17 protein-coding genes are annotated in these 19,130 nt (G+C 72.8%); 15 read left to right on the top strand and 2 right to left on the bottom strand.

Features of this window, described 5'->3' with window-relative positions:
• Position 1: 1 nt before the first annotated feature.
• From murD to dnaE, 12 genes are all read left to right on the top strand, one after another.
• Positions 2-1,546: a UDP-N-acetylmuramoyl-L-alanine--D-glutamate ligase gene (murD, locus tag B5P21_RS07635; protein ID WP_094170999.1), complete on the top strand. Its 1,545-nt coding sequence runs from the start codon at positions 2-4 to the stop codon at positions 1,544-1,546.
• The gene (gene ftsW, locus B5P21_RS07640) at positions 1,503-2,792 is read left to right on the top strand and encodes a putative lipid II flippase FtsW (RefSeq protein WP_094171000.1); all 1,290 of its coding nucleotides are present in this window, start codon (positions 1,503-1,505) and stop codon (positions 2,790-2,792) included. The genes murD and ftsW overlap by 44 nt, the downstream gene beginning before the upstream one ends.
• On the top strand, positions 2,789-3,889 hold the full coding sequence (gene murG, locus B5P21_RS07645) for an undecaprenyldiphospho-muramoylpentapeptide beta-N-acetylglucosaminyltransferase (protein WP_045528259.1): 1,101 nt from the start codon (positions 2,789-2,791) through the stop codon (positions 3,887-3,889). Before ftsW ends, murG begins: the two co-directional genes overlap by 4 nt.
• A 44-nt stretch (positions 3,890-3,933) precedes the next feature.
• The gene (gene murC, locus B5P21_RS07650; RefSeq protein WP_045528257.1) at positions 3,934-5,364 is read left to right on the top strand and encodes a UDP-N-acetylmuramate--L-alanine ligase; all 1,431 of its coding nucleotides are present in this window, start codon (positions 3,934-3,936) and stop codon (positions 5,362-5,364) included.
• Complete coding sequence (locus B5P21_RS07655) at positions 5,361-6,596, top strand: cell division protein FtsQ/DivIB (RefSeq protein ID WP_236688661.1); 1,236 nt, start codon at positions 5,361-5,363, stop codon at positions 6,594-6,596. The genes murC and B5P21_RS07655 overlap by 4 nt, the downstream gene beginning before the upstream one ends.
• A gap of 137 nt (positions 6,597-6,733) precedes the next feature.
• Positions 6,734-7,873, top strand: coding sequence for a cell division protein FtsZ (gene ftsZ, locus B5P21_RS07660; RefSeq protein ID WP_045528255.1), 1,140 nt, complete (start codon positions 6,734-6,736; stop codon positions 7,871-7,873).
• Positions 7,870-8,601: a YggS family pyridoxal phosphate-dependent enzyme gene (locus B5P21_RS07665; protein WP_080939313.1), complete on the top strand. Its 732-nt coding sequence runs from the start codon at positions 7,870-7,872 to the stop codon at positions 8,599-8,601. The genes ftsZ and B5P21_RS07665 overlap by 4 nt, the downstream gene beginning before the upstream one ends.
• Positions 8,602-8,649: 48 nt before the next feature.
• The gene (locus B5P21_RS07670) at positions 8,650-9,144 is read left to right on the top strand and encodes a cell division protein SepF (RefSeq protein ID WP_015490518.1); all 495 of its coding nucleotides are present in this window, start codon (positions 8,650-8,652) and stop codon (positions 9,142-9,144) included.
• A 66-nt stretch (positions 9,145-9,210) separates the two neighbouring features.
• On the top strand, positions 9,211-9,510 hold the full coding sequence (locus tag B5P21_RS07675; protein ID WP_015490517.1) for a YggT family protein: 300 nt from the start codon (positions 9,211-9,213) through the stop codon (positions 9,508-9,510).
• A gap of 139 nt (positions 9,511-9,649) precedes the next feature.
• Positions 9,650-10,297, top strand: coding sequence for a DivIVA domain-containing protein (locus B5P21_RS07680; RefSeq protein ID WP_094171001.1), 648 nt, complete (start codon positions 9,650-9,652; stop codon positions 10,295-10,297).
• Positions 10,298-10,422: 125 nt separating this feature from the next.
• On the top strand, positions 10,423-11,340 hold the full coding sequence (locus B5P21_RS07685; RefSeq protein ID WP_094171002.1) for an RluA family pseudouridine synthase: 918 nt from the start codon (positions 10,423-10,425) through the stop codon (positions 11,338-11,340).
• A gap of 127 nt (positions 11,341-11,467) precedes the next feature.
• Entirely contained in the window at positions 11,468-14,929 is a 3,462-nt protein-coding gene (dnaE, locus tag B5P21_RS07690) for a DNA polymerase III subunit alpha (protein ID WP_045530362.1), read from the top strand.
• A gap of 54 nt (positions 14,930-14,983) precedes the next feature.
• Here dnaE and B5P21_RS07695 read toward each other — a convergent pair whose 3' ends face one another.
• Positions 14,984-15,499, bottom strand: a complete 516-nt coding sequence (locus B5P21_RS07695; RefSeq protein WP_045528249.1) for a flavin reductase family protein — start codon at positions 15,497-15,499, stop codon at positions 14,984-14,986.
• 61 nt (positions 15,500-15,560) lie between these two features.
• Between B5P21_RS07695 and hisD the strand changes: the two genes are divergently transcribed.
• From hisD to B5P21_RS07710, 3 genes are all read left to right on the top strand, one after another.
• A complete protein-coding gene (hisD, locus tag B5P21_RS07700) occupies positions 15,561-16,865 on the top strand; it encodes a histidinol dehydrogenase (RefSeq protein ID WP_045530361.1) in 1,305 nt (434 codons plus the stop codon).
• A gap of 17 nt (positions 16,866-16,882) precedes the next feature.
• The gene (gene nrdR, locus B5P21_RS07705; protein WP_012038534.1) at positions 16,883-17,356 is read left to right on the top strand and encodes a transcriptional regulator NrdR; all 474 of its coding nucleotides are present in this window, start codon (positions 16,883-16,885) and stop codon (positions 17,354-17,356) included.
• A gap of 63 nt (positions 17,357-17,419) precedes the next feature.
• Complete coding sequence (locus tag B5P21_RS07710) at positions 17,420-18,454, top strand: quinone-dependent dihydroorotate dehydrogenase (RefSeq protein ID WP_045528248.1); 1,035 nt, start codon at positions 17,420-17,422, stop codon at positions 18,452-18,454.
• A gap of 67 nt (positions 18,455-18,521) precedes the next feature.
• Here B5P21_RS07710 and B5P21_RS07715 read toward each other — a convergent pair whose 3' ends face one another.
• Entirely contained in the window at positions 18,522-19,115 is a 594-nt protein-coding gene (locus tag B5P21_RS07715) for a DUF3043 domain-containing protein (RefSeq protein WP_094171003.1), read from the bottom strand.
• Positions 19,116-19,130: the final 15 nt, after the last annotated feature.

Below are 19,130 nucleotides of genomic sequence, written 5' to 3' on the forward strand. Positions count from 1 at the left end.
GATGACAGACGGCACCTCCGACGACGGCACGGCGCTCGTGCGACCCGACTCCCTGCACAGCTGGCACGACGACTGGACCGGGCTCCGCGTCGCCGTCCTCGGCCTCGGGCGCACGGGCTTCTCCGTCGCCGACACGCTGATCGAGCTCGGCGCGGACGTGCTCGTGGTCGCGGCCGACGCGTCGCCGGAGCGGCTGGCGCTGCTGGACGTCATCGGCGGGCGCCTGGTCCGGCCCACCGAGGAGGAGCCTGTGCCGACGGAGCTCGTGGCCTTCGCGCCCGAGCTCGTCGTCGTGTCGCCCGGCTACGCGCCCGCGCACCCGCTGCCCGCCTGGGCGACGGAGGCGGGGATCCCGCTGTGGGGCGACATCGAGCTCGCGTGGCGCGTGCGCGACAAGACCGGGACGCCGGCCGAGTGGATCACCATCACCGGCACCAACGGCAAGACCACCACCACGCAGCTCACGGCCGCGCTCCTGCAGGAGGGCGGCGTGCGTGCCGTGCCGTGCGGCAACATCGGCCTGCCCGTGCTCGACGTCGTGCGCCACCCGGACGGCTTCGACGTGCTCGTCGTCGAGCTCTCCAGCCACCAGCTGCACTACATGCGCGAGGTGCGGCCGTACTCGAGCGCCTTCCTCAACCTCGCCGACGACCACCTCGAGTGGCACGGGTCCCGCCAGGCCTACGCCGCCGCCAAGGGCCGCGTCTACGCCGACACGCGCGTCGCCTGCGTCTACAACCGTGCCGACCGCGCCACCGAGGACGCGCTCCGCGAGGCCGACGTGCAGGACGGCGCGCGCGCCATCGGCTTCGGCCTCGACGCGCCGGGTCCGAGCGACCTCGGCATCGTCGACGGGATCCTCTGCGACCGCGCCTTCCTCGAGGAGCGCTTCACCAGCGCCCTCGAGCTGACGACCCTCGACGAGCTGCGCGCGGTCGGCCTCGCGGCGCCGCACATCGTGCAGAACATCCTCGCCGCGGCCGCGCTCGCCCGGTCCTACGGCGTCTCGCCGGCGGTCGTGCGGCAGGCGCTCCAGCGCTTCGAGCTCGACAGCCACCGCATCGAGCGGATCGGGGAGCGCGACGGCGTCGCGTTCGTCGACGACTCGAAGGCCACGAACCCGCACGCCGCATCCGCGTCGCTCGCGGCGTTCCCCTCCGTGGTGTGGCTCGTCGGCGGCCTCCTCAAGGGCGTCGAGCTCGACGAGCTGATCCGCGCCCACGCGCCGCGCCTGCGCGCCGCCGTGGTCATCGGCGTCGAGCGCGCCGAGGTGCTCGCGGCATTCGCGCGACACGCGCCCGACGTGACCGTCCTCGAGGTGGCCGAGAGCGACACTGAGGAGGTCATGCGGTCCGCCGTGCGGCTCGCGGCGGGCGTGGCCCGGGAGGGCGACACCGTCCTCCTGGCTCCGGCAGCGGCATCCATGGACCAATTCACCGACTACGCCGATCGCGGACGCCGATACCGGGCCGCGGTCGACCACCACCTGGGAGGTGCGGCGGATGACACTGCCCCCGAGAACGACGCGGACCCCTCGCGCGGCTGACGCGCCGGGGCCCCGCGGCCCGCGCACCCCGTCCGCTCCCGCTGAGGACGCGCAGGAGGGGACGCAGCGCCGCGGCCTCGCCGCCCGGATCCACCTCGGCCGCGCCTTCCACGCGGAGAGCGGCTCCTACTTCCTGCTGCTCGGCACGACGCTCTTCCTGGTCGTCTTCGGCCTGGTGATGGTGCTGTCGTCGTCGAGCATCGACTCGTTCGTCGCCGGCGGCGGCTTCTTCGGCATCTTCCTCAAGCAGGGGATGTTCGCGCTCATCGGCGTGCCGCTCATGCTGCTGGTCTCGCTCGTGCCGCCCATGTTCTGGAAGCGCTGGGCGTGGGTGCTGCTGCTCGCCGCGTGCGCCGTGCAGCTGCTCGTGTTCGGTCCCATGGGCGTGAAGGTCGGCGAGAACATCGGCTGGATCCGCATCGCGGGCACCACGTTCCAGCCCGCGGAGCTCATCAAGGTGGGCCTCGTGATCTGGCTGGCCTTCATCCTCGCGAGGAAGCGCCACCTGCTGCGCACGTGGCCGCACATCCTCATCCCCGTGCTGCCCGTCGCGGGCGGCGCCGTCGGCCTCGTCGCGCTCGGTGGCGACCTCGGGACCGTCATCATCATGGCGAGCATCGTGCTCGGCGCCCTGTTCTTCGCGGGCATCCCCATCGGCAAGCTGACGCTCATGCTCACGATCGGCTCCGTGCTCGCGGTGCTCATGACCGTGATCAGCGACAGCCGCATGCGCCGCGTCACCGAGTTCATCACCGGCCAGTGCGACTACGCGGGCGGCTGCTGGCAGTCCACGCACGGCCTGTACGCGCTGGCCGCGGGCGGGATCTTCGGCGTCGGCCTCGGCAACTCCAAGGCCAAGTGGATGTGGCTGCCCGAGGCCGACAACGACTACATCTTCGCGATCATCGGTGAGGAGCTCGGCCTCATCGGCGCCATCGTCGTCATCCTCCTGTTCGTCGTGCTCGCCATCGGCTTCATCCGCGTGATCCGCGCCAACACCGACACGTTCGCGCGCGTCGCCACGGGCGCCGTCATGACCTGGATCATCGTGCAGGCCTTCGTGAACATCGGCGTGGTGCTGAACCTGCTCCCGGTGCTCGGGGTGCCCTTGCCGTTCGTGTCGTCGGGAGGCTCGTCGCTCGTGACGACGCTCGTGGCGATGGGCATCGTGCTGGGCTTCGCCCGGAGGCCCACGACCGAGGAGTCGCCGGACGTCATCCCGGCCGTGATCGGCATGCGCTCGTGACGGTCTACCTGCTCGCCGGCGGCGGCACCGCGGGGCACGTGAATCCGCTGCTCGCCGTGGCCGACGAGCTGCGGGCTCGTGAGCCCGAGTCCACGATCCTCGTCCTCGGCACGCGCGAGGGCCTCGAGTCCCGGCTCGTCCCGGCCCGCGGCTACGAGCTGCTCACGATCGCGCGCCTGCCCTTCCCGCGGCGTCCGAACCGCGCGGCCGTGCGCTTCGCGCCGGAGTTCGCGCGGGCCGTGGGGCGGATCCGCCGCATGATCGCCGAGCGGGGGATCGACGTGGTCGTCGGCTTCGGCGGCTACGCGGCCGCGCCCGCCTACCTGGCCGCGCGTCGCTCGGGCGTCCCGGTAGTCGTGCACGAGGCCAACGCGTCACCCGGGCTCGCCAACCGGCTCGGGGCCCGCGTCGCCACGGCCGTCGGCATCACGTTCCCCGACACCGTCCTCCCGCGCGCCCAGGCGGTGGGCATGCCGCTGCGCCGCGAGATCGCGACCCTCGACCGCGACGCCGTCCGCGACGCCGCGCGCGCCGAGCTCGGCCTCGACGCCGACCGCCCGACGCTGCTCGTCACGGGCGGATCGACGGGCGCGCGCAGCCTCAACCGCACGGTCGTGCAGGTGGCCGAGCGCATCACCGCGACGGGCGCGCAGATCCTGCACATCGTCGGCGGCGCGCAGGAGTTCACCGACCCGGGCGTCGAGCGCTACCACGTGGTCGGCTACTCCGACCGCATGGAGCTCGCCATCGCCGCGGCCGACCTCGTCGTCTCCCGCGCCGGTGCCGGCGCGCTGTCCGAGCTCACCGCCGTGGGCGTCCCCGCGGTCTACGTGCCGTACCCGGTGGGCAACGGCGAGCAGGCCGTCAACGTCCGCGGCGTGGTCGCGGCCGGCGGCGGCATCGTCGTGGCCGACGTCGACTTCACGCCCGACTGGGTGCTCGCGCACGTCCTCCCGCTCCTGTCCGACCCGGCGGCGCTCGCGCGCATGTCCCGAGCGGCGGCCTCCGTCGGCACCCGCGACGGCGCGGCCCGCATGGCGGACCTCGTCCGCGACGCCCTCGCCGCCCGCCCGCCCCGGCCCGCCGCGCGGCGCTGACCGCGCGCCGACCGCCCGCTTCCCACCTCCCGAGGAGACCGCACGTGATCGCACCCGACCTGACCATGGACATCCCGACCGAGCTCGGCCGCGTCCACTTCGTGGGCATCGGCGGGTCCGGCATGAGCGGCATCGCGCGCCTGTTCCTCGCCGCGGGCCACCGCGTCACCGGATCCGACTCCCGCGACTCCGACGCCGTGCAGGCGCTCCGGGAGCTCGGTGCGGAGATCCACGTGGGCCACGACGCCGCGCACGTGGGCGACGCCGAGGCGCTCGTCGTCACGGGCGCGCTCTGGCAGGACAATCCCGAGTACGTGCTCGCCAAGGAGCGGGGCCTGCCGATCCTGCACCGCTCGCAGGCGCTCGCCTGGCTCATCAGCGGCCAGCGTCTCGTCGCCGTCGCGGGCGCGCACGGCAAGACCACCTCCACGGGCATGATCGTGACCGCGCTCCTCGAGGCCGGTCGCGACCCGTCGTTCGTCAACGGCGGCGTGATCGGCGGGCTCGGCGTCTCGAGCGCCCCCGGATCCGAGGAGCTGTTCGTCGTCGAGGCCGACGAGTCCGACGGCTCGTTCCTTCTCTACGACACGTCGGTCGCGCTCATCACCAACGTCGACGCCGACCACCTCGACCACTACGGCTCGCACGAGGCCTTCGACGACGCGTTCGTGCGCTTCGCGTCCGCCGCGTCCGAGCTCGTCGTCATCTCGAGCGACGACCCGGGCGCGCGCCGCGTCAGCGCGCGCATCGAGGGCCGTGTGGTCACGTTCGGCGAGGACCCCGCGGCCGACATCCGGATCACCGACATCGTCACCGACGGCCCCGTCGCCTTCACCCTCACCCACGACGGCGTGTCCCGCCATGCCGCGCTCCGCGTCCCCGGCCGCCACAACGCGATCAACGCCGCGGGCGCGTACGCCGTGCTCGTCGGCCTCGGCGTGGATCCCGACGACGCGATCGCGGGCCTCGGCGGCTTCTCCGGCACCGGCCGGCGCTTCGAGCTGCACGCCGAGGTCCGCGGCGTCAGCGTCTACGACGACTACGCGCACCACCCCACCGAGGTCCGCGCCGCGCTCGAGGCCGCGCGCACGGTCGTGGGGGACGGCCGCATCATCGCCGTCCACCAGCCGCACCTCTACAGCCGCACGCAGATGATGGCCGGCGACTTCGCGCGCGTCTACGAGGAGCTCGCCGACCACACCATCGTGCTCGACGTGTTCGGCGCCCGCGAGGACCCGATCCCCGGCGTCACCGGCGCCCTCGTCTCCGAGCGCTTCGCGGACCCGAGCCACGTCGACTACCTGCCCGACTGGCAGCAGGCGGCCGACCGCGCGGCGGAGATCGCGCGCGACGGCGACTTCATCGTCACCCTCAGCTGCGGCGACGTGTACCGGATCATCCCGCAGATCGTCGGCGCGCTCGAGCGTCCCGCCGGATCCCCGCAGCCCGCCGCGTCCTCCCGGCCCCGCGAGTGAAGCGGCCCGAGGGCTTCGACCGGCCCCGGGTCCCGAAGCCGTCCGCGCCCGACGCGCGCGTCGAGGGGACCGACGCGCCCGCCCGCCGTCGCCGCGGATCCGCGCCCGCCGAGCCCGTGACGCCCGTCCCGGCCCCGGCCCCGGTGCCGACCCCTGCACCGACGCCGTCCGCGCCTCCCCGGCCTCGCGCCGCATGGCGCGACGACGACGAGCCGGACACCGAGCCCATCGTCCTCCCGCACCTCGCGCAGGCGCCGGTCCAGGCCCCGCCCGCGCCGCGCACCGGCCGCGAGGAGGCCGCTCCTCGAACGGGCGGCCTGGCCGGCCGGCTCGGCGCGCGGGCGCGCGGCGCGGCGGAGTCCGCGGCCGGCGCCCGTCCGCTCCGCCGGCGCACGCCCGCGGATCCGGACGGGGAGCCCACGCCCCGGGCCCATCGCCCCGCCCGCCCCGCGAGCTCGGCCACCGGCGACGCCGAGGCGCGCCGCCAGCTGCGCCGCGCCCGCCGCGAGCGGCAGCGCTACGAGCGCCAGGAGGTGCGTCGCTTCACGCAGCGCGCCCGCCGTCGACGCGCCGGGCTCCTCGGCGCGCTCGGAGCCGTCCTCACGCTGGCGATCGTCGTCGGCATCGCCGTGTACTCCCCGCTGCTCGCGCTCCGCACCGTCGAGGTGGAGGGCGCCGACCGGGTGTCGCCCGCGAGCATCGAGGCGGCGCTGGCCGACCAGGTCGGCACGCCCCTGCCGCTCGTCGACCTCGACCGCGTCGGGGACGAGCTCCGCGCGTTCCCCCTCATCCGCAGCTACAGCACCGAGAGCCGGCCGCCGTCGACTCTCGTGATCCGCATCGTCGAGCGCACGCCCGTCGCCGTGATCCAGTCGGGCGCGGGATTCGACCTCGTGGATCCCGCGGGCATCACGATCGAGCGCGCGACGGCGCGCCCCGACGGCTACCCGCTCATCGACCTGCCGAGCGCCGACTTCTCGTCCCCGCGCTTCCAGGCCGCCGCCGCCGTGCTCGTCGCACTGCCCGCGGACTTCCTGCCGCAGGTCGACAGCATCCAGGCGAACACGACCGACGACGTGATGCTCACGCTGCGCAGCGGCAAGAAGGTGCTGTGGGGGAGCGGGGAGCGCTCGGTCGACAAGGCCGAGGTGCTGCAGGCGCTCGTGAAGGCCCGAGGCGACGTGGGCTCCTACGACGTCTCGGCGCCCGACGCGCCCGTCGCCGGACCCTGATCCCGTCCGGCCTTCGCGACACGCGGCACGGGAGTCGTCGCGCCGACCCCGAGCCCCCTAACGTCGGGATCAGGAAATGCATACTGAGTAAACTCTAAGCCTCCACCGGAGGTCGAAGGTTCTAGCGGAGGCCCGTCGTGTCGAACAACCAGAACTACCTCGCCGTCATCAAGGTCGTCGGCATCGGCGGTGGCGGCGTCAACGCCGTCAACCGCATGATCGAGCTCGGTCTGCGGGGCGTGGAGTTCATCGCGATCAACACCGACGCGCAGGCGCTGCTCATGAGCGACGCCGACGTCAAGCTCGACGTCGGCCGCGAGATCACCCGCGGCCTCGGCGCGGGCGCCGACCCCGAGGTCGGCCGTCGCGCCGCCGAGGACCACGCGGAGGAGATCGAGGAGGCCCTGGCGGGCGCCGACATGGTCTTCGTCACCGCGGGCGAGGGCGGCGGCACCGGCACGGGAGGCGCGCCCGTCGTGGCCCGCATCGCGAAGTCGATCGGCGCGCTCACCATCGGCGTCGTCACCAAGCCCTTCGGCTTCGAGGGCAAGCGCCGCTCGGCCCAGGCCGAGCTCGGCGTCGCGACGCTGAAGAACGAGGTCGACACCCTCATCGTCGTGCCGAACGACCGCCTCCTGGAGATCAGCGACCGCGGCATCAGCATGCTCGAGGCCTTCGCCACCGCCGACCAGGTGCTCCTCGCGGGCGTCCAGGGCATCACCGACCTCATCACCACCCCGGGCCTCATCAACCTCGACTTCGCCGACGTCAAGTCGGTCATGCAGGGCGCCGGATCCGCGCTCATGGGCATCGGCTCGTCCCGCGGCGCCGACCGGTCCATCAAGGCCGCCGAGCTCGCGGTCGCGTCGCCCCTCCTCGAGGCGAGCATCGAGGGCGCGCACGGCGTGCTGCTCTCGATCCAGGGCGGATCCAACCTCGGCATCTTCGAGATCAACGACGCGGCCAAGCTCGTGCAGGAGGCGGTGCACCCCGAGGCGAACATCATCTTCGGCGCGGTCATCGACGACACCCTCGGCGACGAGGTGCGCGTCACCGTCATCGCCGCGGGCTTCGACGGCGGCGAGCCGGCCTCCAAGGTCGAGAACCGCCGCAGCGGCTTCGTCGCCGCCGGCGGGGGAGCGGTCGCCGCTCCCGAGGCCGTCGAGCAGGCGCCGGCCCGCCCGCAGGCGGAGGCGCCCGTCGCGTCCGTCCCCGCGAGCGACCCGACGTTCGAGGACGACGGCGACGACCTGGACATCCCCGACTTCCTGAAGTGACCGACGCTCCGCTGACCGGCGGCGCGCACGCGCCCGACGCCCACCCCGACGAGGCCCACCCGGGCCTCGTCGAGCGGTGGGCGTCCGTGCAGGCGGAGGTCGCCGACGGGATCCGCGCTGCCGGCCGCCAGCCGGACGAGGTGACGACGATCGTGGTCACCAAGTTCCAGCCCGTCTCGCTGCTGCGCGCCCTCGTCGACCTCGGCGTCCGCGACCTCGGCGAGAGCCGCCACCAGGAGGCCCAGGGCAAGGCGGCCGAGCTCGAGGGCACGGGCGTCGCCTGGCACTTCGTCGGCCAGCTCCAGGGCAAGAAGGCCCGGCAGGTCCGTCGCTACGCCTCGGTGATCCACTCCGTCGACCGGGCGTCGCTCGTCGACGCGCTCGCGTCCGACGAGCTGGAGACGCGCGTCTTCCTGCAGGTGAACCTCACCGACGACCCGCAGCGTGGAGGAGTCCCTCCCGAGGAGGCCGAGGCCCTCGCGGAGCACGCGGCCGCCGCCGCCGGCATCCGCGTCCTCGGTGTCATGGCGGTCGCGCCCGACGACGGGGAGCCCCGCCGCGCGTTCGCCCGCCTCCGCGGCATCTCCGACGACGTGCGCCGCATCCTGCCCGACGCGGGCGCCATCTCGGCGGGGATGTCCGGTGACCTGCGCGAGGCGCTCCTCGAGGGCGCGACACACCTTCGGATCGGATCGGCAATCACGGGAAAGCGGCCCGGCGGCCCTTAATGTCGACAGTGCGGTCCGGTTCGTCAGGCCGACCCGGAAAGAGGAATGATGGCCAACCCACTTCGCAAGACCATGGTGTACCTGGGACTCGCCGACGAGGAGCTCGAGTACCAGCAGGGCCAGCAGCCCGCGCAGCAGCAGCAGTCGCCCGTGCAGGCCGTCCCGACGCCCGCCCCCGCTCCCCAGCAGCAGGCGAAGCGCGCACCCGTGACCCCCCTGCACAAGCCCTCGACCACCACAAGGAATGCGGCGCCGGCTGAAATGAACGAGATCCTCACCGTCCACCCCAAGGCCTACAAGGACGCGCAGGTCATCGCCGAGAACTTCCGCGAGGGCGTGCCGGTCATCATCAACCTCTCGCAGATGACGGACGACGACGCACGTCGGCTCATCGACTTCGCCAGCGGCCTGTCCATCGGCCTCTACGGCAAGATCGAGCGCGTCACGGCGAAGGTCTTCCTGCTCTCCCCGTCGCACGTCGCCGTGTCCGGCGAGCAGTCGGCCACCGAGGCCGAGGTCGAGGCCTCCTTCTTCGGACGCTGATCCACCCAGCACCGCCATGGCGGGCGCCGACGGGACCTCCCATCGGCGCCCGCCATACTTGTGTCCGTGATCATCGTCAACATCGTCGCCACCGTCCTGTGGTTCGCCCTCCTGGCGTTCATCATCTGCATGTGGGGCCGGTTCGTCCTCGACCTGGTCCAGTCGCTCTCGCGGCAGTGGCGTCCGCGCGGCGCGATGCTCATCGTCGCCGAGGCCTCGTACACGGTCACGGATCCGCCCATCGGCTTCGTCCGGCGCCTGATCCCGCCGCTGCGCCTCGGCCCGGTCGCGCTCGACTTCGGCTGGATGATCACCATGCTCGTGGCCATCATCCTGTTCAACGTCGCCAGCTCCCTGATGCGTTGACGCGGGGACGCCGCATCCGCTGATCCCCGCGCGGGTCCCCGGAGCGATGCGTTCCGCTGATAGCGTTGGGTCGCACGTTGTCCCGAATCCCCGTCCGCGCCCGCGGACCCCGCTCTACGCACAAAAGAGGTGGCAGGCCATGGCTCTCACTCCTGAAGACGTCGTCAACAAGCGTTTCCAGCCGACCAAGTTCCGCGAGGGATACGACCAGGACGAGGTCGACGACTTCCTCGACGAGGTGGTCGTCGAGCTGCGACGCCTCCACCAGGAGAACGAGGAGCTGCGCCAGCGCCTCTCGTCGGGCGACGTCGCCCCGGCCGCGACCACGGTCATCGAGACCCCCGCTCCCGCCGCCGTCGAGCAGGCCCCCGTGGTCGTCGAGCCCGAGCCCACCCCGGAGCCCGAGCCGGCCCCAGTCGTCGCGCAGGCCCCCGCCGCCCCCGCCGCGGACGTGGACGACGAGACCTCCAGCACGAGCAGCCTCCTCAAGCTCGCCCGCAAGCTCCACGAGGAGCACGTCCGCGAGGGCGTGGAGAAGCGCGACGCGCTCGTCGCCGAGGCGCACGCCACCGCCGCGCGCATCGCCGCCGAGGCCGAGGCCGAGCAGCGCTCGAAGACCGCCGCCCTGGAGAAGGAGCGCCAGGTCCTCGAGGGGCGCATCGACGAGCTGCGCACGTTCGAGCGCGAGTACCGCACCAAGCTCAAGGGCTACATCGAGGGCCAGCTCCGCGAGCTGGACTCCGCCGGTTCCAGCGAGGCGCCCGCCACCGCCTCGTTCGGCAACTAGCACCGCACCACCCGCGCGCCCGACGGCGGCGTGGGACCCGGCTCCTCGGAGCCACGGGGTCCCGCGTCGCCGTCGTCGTTCGCGGGCCCGCACCACCGCCGCACCGCACCGGAAGAGGTCACCCGTTGGAGCACCGCACCATCCCCGTCCCCGATGGCCTCGACGGGCAGCGCGTCGACGCGGGCCTCGCTCGGCTCCTCGGCTTCTCCCGCAGCTTCGCGGCCGAGGTAGCTGAGGCCGGCGGCGTGACGCAGGACGGCCGGGAGGCGGGCAAGTCCGACCGGCTCGTCGGCGGATCCATGCTCGCCGTCAGCTGGCAGCCGCGGCAGGAGCCGTCGGTCGTGCCGCTCGCGGTCCCCGACCTCGGCATCGTGCACGACGACGACGACATCGTGGTGGTCGACAAGCCCGTCGGCGTCGCGGCCCACCCGAACGTCGGTTGGACCGGCCCCACCGTCCTCGGAGCGCTGGCTGCCGCCGGGTTCCGGCTCAGCACCTCGGGCGCGGAGGAGCGGAAGGGCATCGTGCACCGGCTGGACGCGGGCACCAGCGGCCTGATGGTGGTGGCCAAGACCGAGCGCGCGTACACGGAGCTCAAGCGCCAATTCCACGACCGCGAGGTCGAGAAGGTCTACCACGCGGTTGTGCAGGGGCATCCGGATCCGCTCGCGGGCACCATCGACGCGCCCATCGGCCGCCACCCCCGCAGCGACTGGAAGTTCGCGGTCACCGCCGACGGCAAGCCGTCCGTCACGCACTACGAGACGCTCGAGGCGTTCCGGCGCGCGGCTCTGCTCGAGGTGCACCTGGAGACCGGCCGCACCCATCAGATCCGCGTGCACATGGCCGCGCAGCGCCACCCCTGCGCGGGCGACGCGATGTACGGCGCCGACCCGACCCTCTCGGCCCAGCTCGACCTCCACCGGCAGTGGCTGCACGCGATGCGGCTGGAGATCACGCACCCCGCCACAGGCGATCGCGCGTCGTTCTCGAGCACCTACCCGGCCGACCTGCAGCACGCGCTCGACGTCCTGCGCGACTGATCCGCGACACGCCCGAGGGGCCTCCCGGAGCCTGCCTATGATGGCCACACCGTCGATCGACCAGTAGAAGAGACCCGTGCCCCGCAACGACTCGTTCGTCCACCTCCACGTCCACAGCGAGTACTCGATGCTCGACGGGGCGGCCCGCGTCGGCCCGCTCGTGCAGGCCGCGGCCGAGCAGAAGATGCCGGCCGTCGCCATCACCGACCACGGCAACGTGTTCGGTGCGTTCGACTTCTGGAAGCAGGCGAAGGCCGCGGGCGTGAAGCCCATCATCGGCACCGAGGCGTACATCACGCCGGGCACGCACCGCGGCGACCGCACCCGCATCCGGTGGGGAAACGGCGGCCAGGACGACGTCTCCGGATCCGGCGCCTACACGCACCTCACGATGCTCGCCGAGACGACGGAGGGCATGCACAACCTGTTCCGGCTCTCGTCCCGCGCCTCGCTCGAGGGCTACTACTTCAAGCCCCGCATGGACCGCGAGCTGCTCAGCACCTACGCGAAGGGCCTCATCGCCACCACCGGCTGCCCGTCCGGCGAGGTGCAGACGCGGCTCCGCCTCGGCCAGTACGACGAGGCCGTGAAGGCCGCGGCCGACTTCCGCGACATCTTCGGGGCCGAGAACTACTTCTGCGAGGTCATGGACCACGGTCTCGGCATCGAGCGCCGCATCATGACCGACCTCCACCGCCTCGCCAAGGACCTCGGCCTCCCGCTCGTCGCGACCAACGACCTGCACTACACGCACGAGCACGACGCGACCAGCCACGCGGCGCTCCTGTGCGTCCAGTCCGGCACCACGCTCGACGACCCCAACCGCTTCAAGTTCGACGCCGACGAGTTCTACCTCAAGACCGCGCAGCAGATGCGCCACCTCTTCCGCGACCACGAGGATGCGTGCGACAACACGCTCCTCATCGCCGAGCGGTGCGACGTGCAGTTCAACGAGTCCGCGAACTACATGCCGCGCTACCCGGTGCCCGAGGGCGAGAGCGAGCAGACCTGGTTCGTCAAGGAGGTCGAGCGCGGCCTCGTGCGCCGCTACCCGCGCGGCTTCTCCGACGACGTGCGCAAGCGCGCCGACTACGAGGTCGGGGTCATCGCGCAGATGGGCTTCCCGGGCTACTTCCTCGTCGTCGCGGACTTCATCAACTGGTCGAAGGAGAACGGGATCCGCGTGGGCCCCGGTCGCGGATCGGGCGCCGGCTCGATGGTCGCGTACGCCATGGGCATCACCGACCTCGACCCGCTGGAGCACGGCCTCCTCTTCGAGCGGTTCCTCAACCCCGACCGCGTCTCCATGCCCGACTTCGACGTCGACTTCGACGACCGTCGCCGCGGCGAGGTCATCCGCTACGTGACCGACAAGTACGGCGACGAGCGCGTGGCGCAGATCGTCACGTACGGCACCATCAAGGCCAAGCAGGCGCTCAAGGACTCGAGCCGCGTGCTCGGCTACCCGTTCTCCATGGGCGACAAGCTCACCAAGGCCATGCCGCCCGCGATCATGGGCAAGGACATCCCGCTGTCCGGCATCCTCGACACCGACCACCCGCGCTACCGCGAGGCCGGCGACTTCCGCGAGGTGCTCGCGATGGACCCCGAGGCGCAGAAGGTCTTCGAGACCGCGCAGGGCATCGAGAACCTCAAGCGCCAGTGGGGCGTGCACGCGGCCGGCGTCATCATGTCGAGCGAGCCGCTCATCGACATCATCCCGATCATGAAGCGGGAGCAGGACGGCCAGATCGTCACGCAGTTCGACTACCCCGCGTGCGAGTCGCTCGGCCTCATCAAGATGGACTTCCTGGGGCTGCGCAACCTCACGATCATCGACGACGCGCTCAACAACATCGAGGCCAACCGCGGCGAGAAGCTGGTGCTCGAGGACCTGGGCCTCGACGACCAGGGCGCCTACGACCTGCTCGCCCGCGGCGACACCCTCGGCGTGTTCCAGCTCGACGGCGGGCCCATGCGATCGCTGCTGCGCATGATGAAGCCCGACAACTTCGAGGACATCTCGGCCGTCATCGCGCTCTACCGACCCGGCCCCATGGGCGCCAACTCGCACACGAACTACGCGCTGCGGAAGAACGGGCTGCAGGAGATCACCCCGATCCACCCGGAGCTCGAGGAGCCGCTGCGCGAGGTGCTCGGCACCACGCACGGCCTCATCGTCTACCAGGAGCAGGTGATGTCGGTCGCGCAGAAGCTCGCGGGCTTCACGCTCGCGCAGGCCGACCTGCTCCGACGGGCCATGGGCAAGAAGAAGAAGTCGGAGCTGGACAAGCAGTTCGAGGGCTTCTCGCAGGGCATGAAGGACAACGGCTACTCGATGGCCGCGGTGAAGGCGCTCTGGGACATCCTGCTGCCGTTCTCCGACTACGCGTTCAACAAGGCGCACTCCGCGGCGTACGGCGTCGTCTCCTACTGGACGGCGTACCTCAAGGCGCACTACCCGGCCGAGTACATGGCCGCGCTCCTCACGAGCGTCGGCGACTCCAAGGACAAGATGGCGCTCTACCTCAACGAGTGCCGCCGCATGGGCATCAAGGTGCTCCCGCCGGACGTCAACGAGTCCATCGGCTTCTTCGCGGCGGCCGGCGCCGACATCCGCTTCGGGCTCGGCGCCGTACGCAACGTCGGCGCGAACGTGGTCGAGGCGCTGCGCGGCGCGCGCACCGAGCAGGGCGCGTTCGAGTCGTTCGACGACTTCCTGAAGAAGGTCCCGCTGCCGGTCGCGAACAAGCGCACCGTGGAGTCGCTCATCAAGGCCGGCGCCTTCGACTCGCTGGGCGACACCCGGCGGGCGCTCCTCGAGGTGCACGAGGGCATGATCGACGCCTCCGTCAGCGACAAGCGCGCGGCCATGAACGGCCAGGTCGGCTTCGACTTCGACAGCCTGTGGGACGAGCCGCAGCACGCGCGCAAGGTCCCCGAGCGGCCGGAGTGGGCGAAGCGCGACAAGCTCGCCTTCGAGCGCGAGATGCTCGGCCTCTACGTCTCCGACCACCCGCTGGCCGGGCTCGAGATCCCGCTCGCGAAGCTCGCCTCGACGGGCATCGCCGAGCTGCTGGCGACGGACGCGTCAATGGACGGCGAGACCGTGACGCTCGCGGGGCTCCTCACGAGCGTGCAGCACCGCACGGCGCGGAACTCCGGCAACCAGTACGGCATGGTGCAGCTCGAGGACTTCGGCGGCGAGATCACCTGCATGTTCATGGGCAAGGCGTACCAGGAGTTCGCGCCGGCCCTGCAGGGCGACACCGTCGTGGTGATCCGCGGCCGCGTGTCCACGCGCGACGACGGCATGAACATCCACGCGTTCTCGATGTTCCAGCCCGACCTCGGGCAGAGCCTCGGCTCCGGGCCGCTGCTCATCAGCCTCGCGGAGAACCGCGCGACGACGGAGACCGTCATGGGCCTCAACGACGTGCTCATCCGCCACTCGGGCGACACCGAGGTGCGGCTGCAGCTCGTGAAGGGCGAGACGGGGCGCGTGTTCGAGATCCCGTTCCCGGTCACGGTGAGCGCGGACCTCTACGGCGAGCTGAAGTCGCTGCTCGGGCCGAACTGCCTGGGCTGATCCGCGGGGTCGGTTCCCCGGGCGTCGGCAGGCGGCGGCCCGGCGGTCCGGCGGTCAGGCCTCCGCGCCCGGTCGCAGGTAGCGGCGCGCGTGGTAGACGAGCGGCTCGTCGTCCACGCCGGGGCCGCCATCCTCGATCCGCACGATCACCACGATCGCGTCGTGCACGTGCACCCGCTCGACGATGCGCGCGACGAGGAGCGCGGTCCCGCCCGCGAGCACGGGCAGGCCGTGCGGGCCGGAGGACCAGTGGTCGCCCGCGAAGCGCTCCGGCGCCGGACCGCTGAGGCGCTCGGCGAGGTGCCGGTCGCGCGCGCCGAGCACGTGGATCGCGACGTGGTCGGCCACCGCGATGGCGGCGGCGCTCGACGCCGTGCGCGCCAGGCTGAAGCTGGCGAGCGGCGGATCCGCGGAGACGGAGGCGAGCGACGTCGCCGTGAAGCCGACGGGGGAGCCCTGGGCATCGCGGGTCGTGACGACCGCGACGCCCGCGGCGTGGCGCCGGAACGCGGCGCGGAAGGCGGCCTGGCCCGGGGCCTCGGCGAGCGTGGTGGCGGGGTGCGCGTCCATGCCTGGAGACGCTAGCCGCCGGATCCGCCCGGCGCCCGCTCGGTAGACTTCCGGAGTCATGATGCGCATCCAGGACCTCCGCGGCACCACGCCCAGCACCGCCGATCTGCTCGCCCTCCTCCCGCGTCCGGTCACCGACGTCGCCGTCGCGCTCGACGTGGCCCGCGAGCTCGTCGAGGACGTGCGCACCCGGGGGAGCGCGGCCCTGCTCGACCAGGCGGAGCGGCTCGACCGCGTGCGCCCGGAGACGCTGCGCGTGCCCGCCGAGGCCATCGCCGCCGCCGTCGACGGGCTCGACCCCGCCGTCCGCGCCGCGCTCGAGGAGGCCATTCGCCGCGTGCGCCTGGGCTCCGCCGCGCAGGTCCCGCCGGAGACCACGACCACGGTCGTGCCCGGCGGCTCCATCGTCCAGCGCTGGCAGCCCGTGCGCCGCGTCGGCCTCTACGTGCCGGGTGGGAAGGCCGTCTACCCGTCGAGCGTCGTGATGAACGTCGTCGCCGCGCAGGTCGCCGGCGTCGCGAGCATCGCGCTCGCCTCTCCCGCGCAGGCCGCGCACGGGGGATCGGTGCACCCGGTCATCCTCGGCGCCGCCGGCCTCCTCGGCGTCGACGAGGTCTACGCGATGGGCGGCGCCGGGGCCATCGGCGCCTTCGCGCACGGCGTGCCGGATCTCGGCCTGGAGCCCGTCGACGTCGTCACGGGCCCCGGCAACATCTACGTCGCGGCGGCCAAGCGCGTCGTGCGCGGCGTCACGGGGATCGACTCCGAGGCCGGCACGACGGAGATCCTCGTCATCGCCGACGCGCACGCCGACGCCCGCCTCGTCGCCGCCGACCTCGTCAGCCAGGCGGAGCACGACGAGATGGCGGCGTCCGTCCTCGTCACCGACTCGCCCGAGCTCGCCCGCGCGGTCGACGCCGAGGTCGAGGCCCTGGCCGGGACCACCGGCCACGCGGCCCGCGTCGGCCAGGCGCTCACCGGCCCGCAGTCGGCCATCCTCGTCGTCGACGACCTCGCGACGGCCGCCCGCTACAGCGATGCCTACGGCCCCGAGCACCTGTCCGTGCAGACCGCCGACCCCGACGCGCTCCTCGCGCACCTGCACAGCGCCGGCGCGATCTTCCTCGGCCCGCACTCGCCGGTGAGCCTCGGCGACTACCTCGCGGGGTCCAACCACGTGCTCCCCACCGGCGGCCAGGCGCGGTTCGGCTCGGGCCTCGGCGCGTACACGTTCCTCCGGCCGCAGCAGGTGGTGCGCTACGACGCCGACGCGCTGCGTGAAGCCGAGCCGATGATCGTCGCGCTCAGCCGCGCCGAGGACCTCCCCGCGCACGGCGACGCGGTGACGGCGCGCCTCACGCGCTGACGTATCCTGGCCACACCATGTTCTGCCCCTTCTGCCGCCACCCCGACTCCCGCGTCGTCGACTCCCGCACGAGCGACGACGGGCTGTCGATCCGCCGGCGCCGGCAGTGCCCCGAGTGCGGTCGCCGCTTCAGCACGACGGAGACCGCGAGCCTCAGTGTGATCAAGCGGAACGGCGTGGTCGAGCCGTTCAGCCGGGAGAAGATCGTCACCGGCGTCCGCAAGGCGTGCCAGGGCCGTCCCGTCACCGACACCGACCTCGCGGTCCTCGCGCAGCGCGTGGAGGAGGCGATCCGGGCCACCGGCGCGTCGCAGATCGAGGCGAACGACATCGGCCTGTCGATCCTGCCGCCGCTCCGCGAGCTCGACGAGGTCGCGTACCTCCGCTTCGCCAGCGTCTACCAGGGCTTCGACTCGCTCGACGACTTCGAGTCCGCCATCGCGCAGCTCCGCGTCGCGCACGCCGCCACCCCGGACGCCGACGCGCTCTGATCCCCGGCGCGACGCGGGTCGCGTCAGCCGGCGGGTGCCCGCGCAGGCGCTAGCCTGGTGCCGATGTATCCCCTCCTCTTCCGCACGGTCCTGTCGCGCATGGACCCGGAGGACGCCCACCACCTCGCGTCCACGGCCATCGCCCTCCTCCCGTCGTCCGGCTTCGGCTGGATCGCCCGGCGGCTGACCGCACCGGATCCGTCGCTCGCCGTCGACGCGCTCGGCCTCCGCTTCCCGTCCCCGTTCGGCGTCGCCGCGGGCTTCGACAAGGACGCGCAGGCCGTGCTCGGGCTCGGCCAGCTCGGCTTCGGCCACGTCGAGGTCGGCACGGTCACCGCGGAGGCGCAGCCCGGCAACCCGCGGCCGCGCCTGTTCCGGCTCATCGAGGACCGCGCCGTCGTCAACCGCATGGGCTTCAACAACGGGGGAGCGACGGCCCTGGCGGACCGCCTCCGTCGCCTCCGGGCCCGGCGCGACCGGCCGGTGATCGGCGTCAACATCGGCAAGACCCGGGTGGTCGCGGTCGAGGACGCCGTAGCGGACTACGTGCGGACGACCCGCCTGGTCGCGCCCGTCGCCGACTACCTCGCGGTCAACGTCAGCTCGCCGAACACCCCGGGCCTCCGTGGCCTGCAGGAGATCGAGCTGCTCCATCCGCTGCTCACGAGCATCCGCGACGCGGCGGACGGCGTGCCCGTCCTCGTCAAGATCGCGCCCGACCTGCAGGACGCGGAGGTGGAGCGCATCGCCGAGCTCGCGACGGAGCTGCGGCTCGCGGGCGTCATCGCGACGAACACCACGCTGTCCCGCGCGGACCTCCGCACCCATGCCGCGGTCGTGGAGGCCGCCGGCGCCGGCGGGCTCTCCGGGGCACCGCTGGCGCCGCGTGCGCTCGAGGTCCTCCGGATCCTGCGCCGCGTCCTGCCGACCGACGCGTGCGTCATCTCGGTGGGCGGCGTCGACACGGCCGCGGACGTGCAGGCACGGCTCGACGCGGGAGCGACCCTCGTGCAGGGCTACACGGCGTTCCTGTACCGCGGACCGCTCTGGGCCCGGTCGGTCAACGTGGGCCTCGCGCGGTTCCGTCGCCCACGCTGATCCGTGCTCCCCGGACGAGGGGATGCGGCGGCGCCCGACCGCCCGACCAGGGCGGGCACGCGACGGATCAGCTGAAGGTGACCTTCTCGTGCCGCTTCACCTGCGGCTTCGGCAGGCGCATCGGCCGCATCTGGATGGTGCGCATGCCGGTGTACCAGCGGATGCCGCGCTCGACGCGGTCGGCGCCGACGCGTGCGGCGATGACGGCCCGCACGCGGCGGCCCGTGAAGTACGCGTCGATGATCGCGGCGATGACGAACACGTAGATCGACAGCAGCGGGATGGCCGAGAGGCTCGGCACGACGAAGGTCAGCACCACGACGACACCCATGACGGGCAGCAGGAACTCCCCGACGCTCCACCGCGCGTCCACCACGTCGCGGGCGTACCGCTTCTGCGGGCCCTTGTCGCGGACGGGCAGGTAGCGCTCGTCGCCCGCCGCCATGCCGACGTTGGCGCGGGCACGCGCCTCGCGTGCCTTCTCCTTGGCCTGCTGGGCCGCGAGCTTGCGGTCCTGGGGCACGAGCGGGCGGAGGTTCGCGGCCTCCCGCTCCCGACGGGTCGGGGTGGGACCCTTCTTCCCGTCGGCCGTGCGGCCGTCCGCGGGCGCCGCGGTGCTCGTCTCGGAGGGGGTCTCTGCGGGGGTCTGCTGCTTCGCCACGTCTCTCGTCCTTGC

Origin of the sequence: Clavibacter michiganensis subsp. insidiosus (assembly GCF_002240565.1) — a bacterium.
In the GTDB taxonomy this organism is placed as follows: domain Bacteria; phylum Actinomycetota; class Actinomycetes; order Actinomycetales; family Microbacteriaceae; genus Clavibacter; species Clavibacter insidiosus.

Coding starts and splice junctions, on each gene's coding strand:
- murD (WP_094170999.1), top strand. CDS start 2: ATGACAGACGGCACCTCCGACGACGGCACGGCGCTCGTGCGACCCGAC.
- ftsW (WP_094171000.1), top strand. CDS start 1,503: ATGACACTGCCCCCGAGAACGACGCGGACCCCTCGCGCGGCTGACGCG.
- B5P21_RS07670 (WP_015490518.1), top strand. CDS start 8,650: ATGGCCAACCCACTTCGCAAGACCATGGTGTACCTGGGACTCGCCGAC.
- B5P21_RS07680 (WP_094171001.1), top strand. CDS start 9,650: ATGGCTCTCACTCCTGAAGACGTCGTCAACAAGCGTTTCCAGCCGACC.
- dnaE (WP_045530362.1), top strand. CDS start 11,468: ATGCTCGACGGGGCGGCCCGCGTCGGCCCGCTCGTGCAGGCCGCGGCC.
- B5P21_RS07695 (WP_045528249.1), bottom strand. CDS start 15,499: ATGGACGCGCACCCCGCCACCACGCTCGCCGAGGCCCCGGGCCAGGCC.
- hisD (WP_045530361.1), top strand. CDS start 15,561: ATGCGCATCCAGGACCTCCGCGGCACCACGCCCAGCACCGCCGATCTG.
- nrdR (WP_012038534.1), top strand. CDS start 16,883: ATGTTCTGCCCCTTCTGCCGCCACCCCGACTCCCGCGTCGTCGACTCC.
- B5P21_RS07710 (WP_045528248.1), top strand. CDS start 17,420: ATGTATCCCCTCCTCTTCCGCACGGTCCTGTCGCGCATGGACCCGGAG.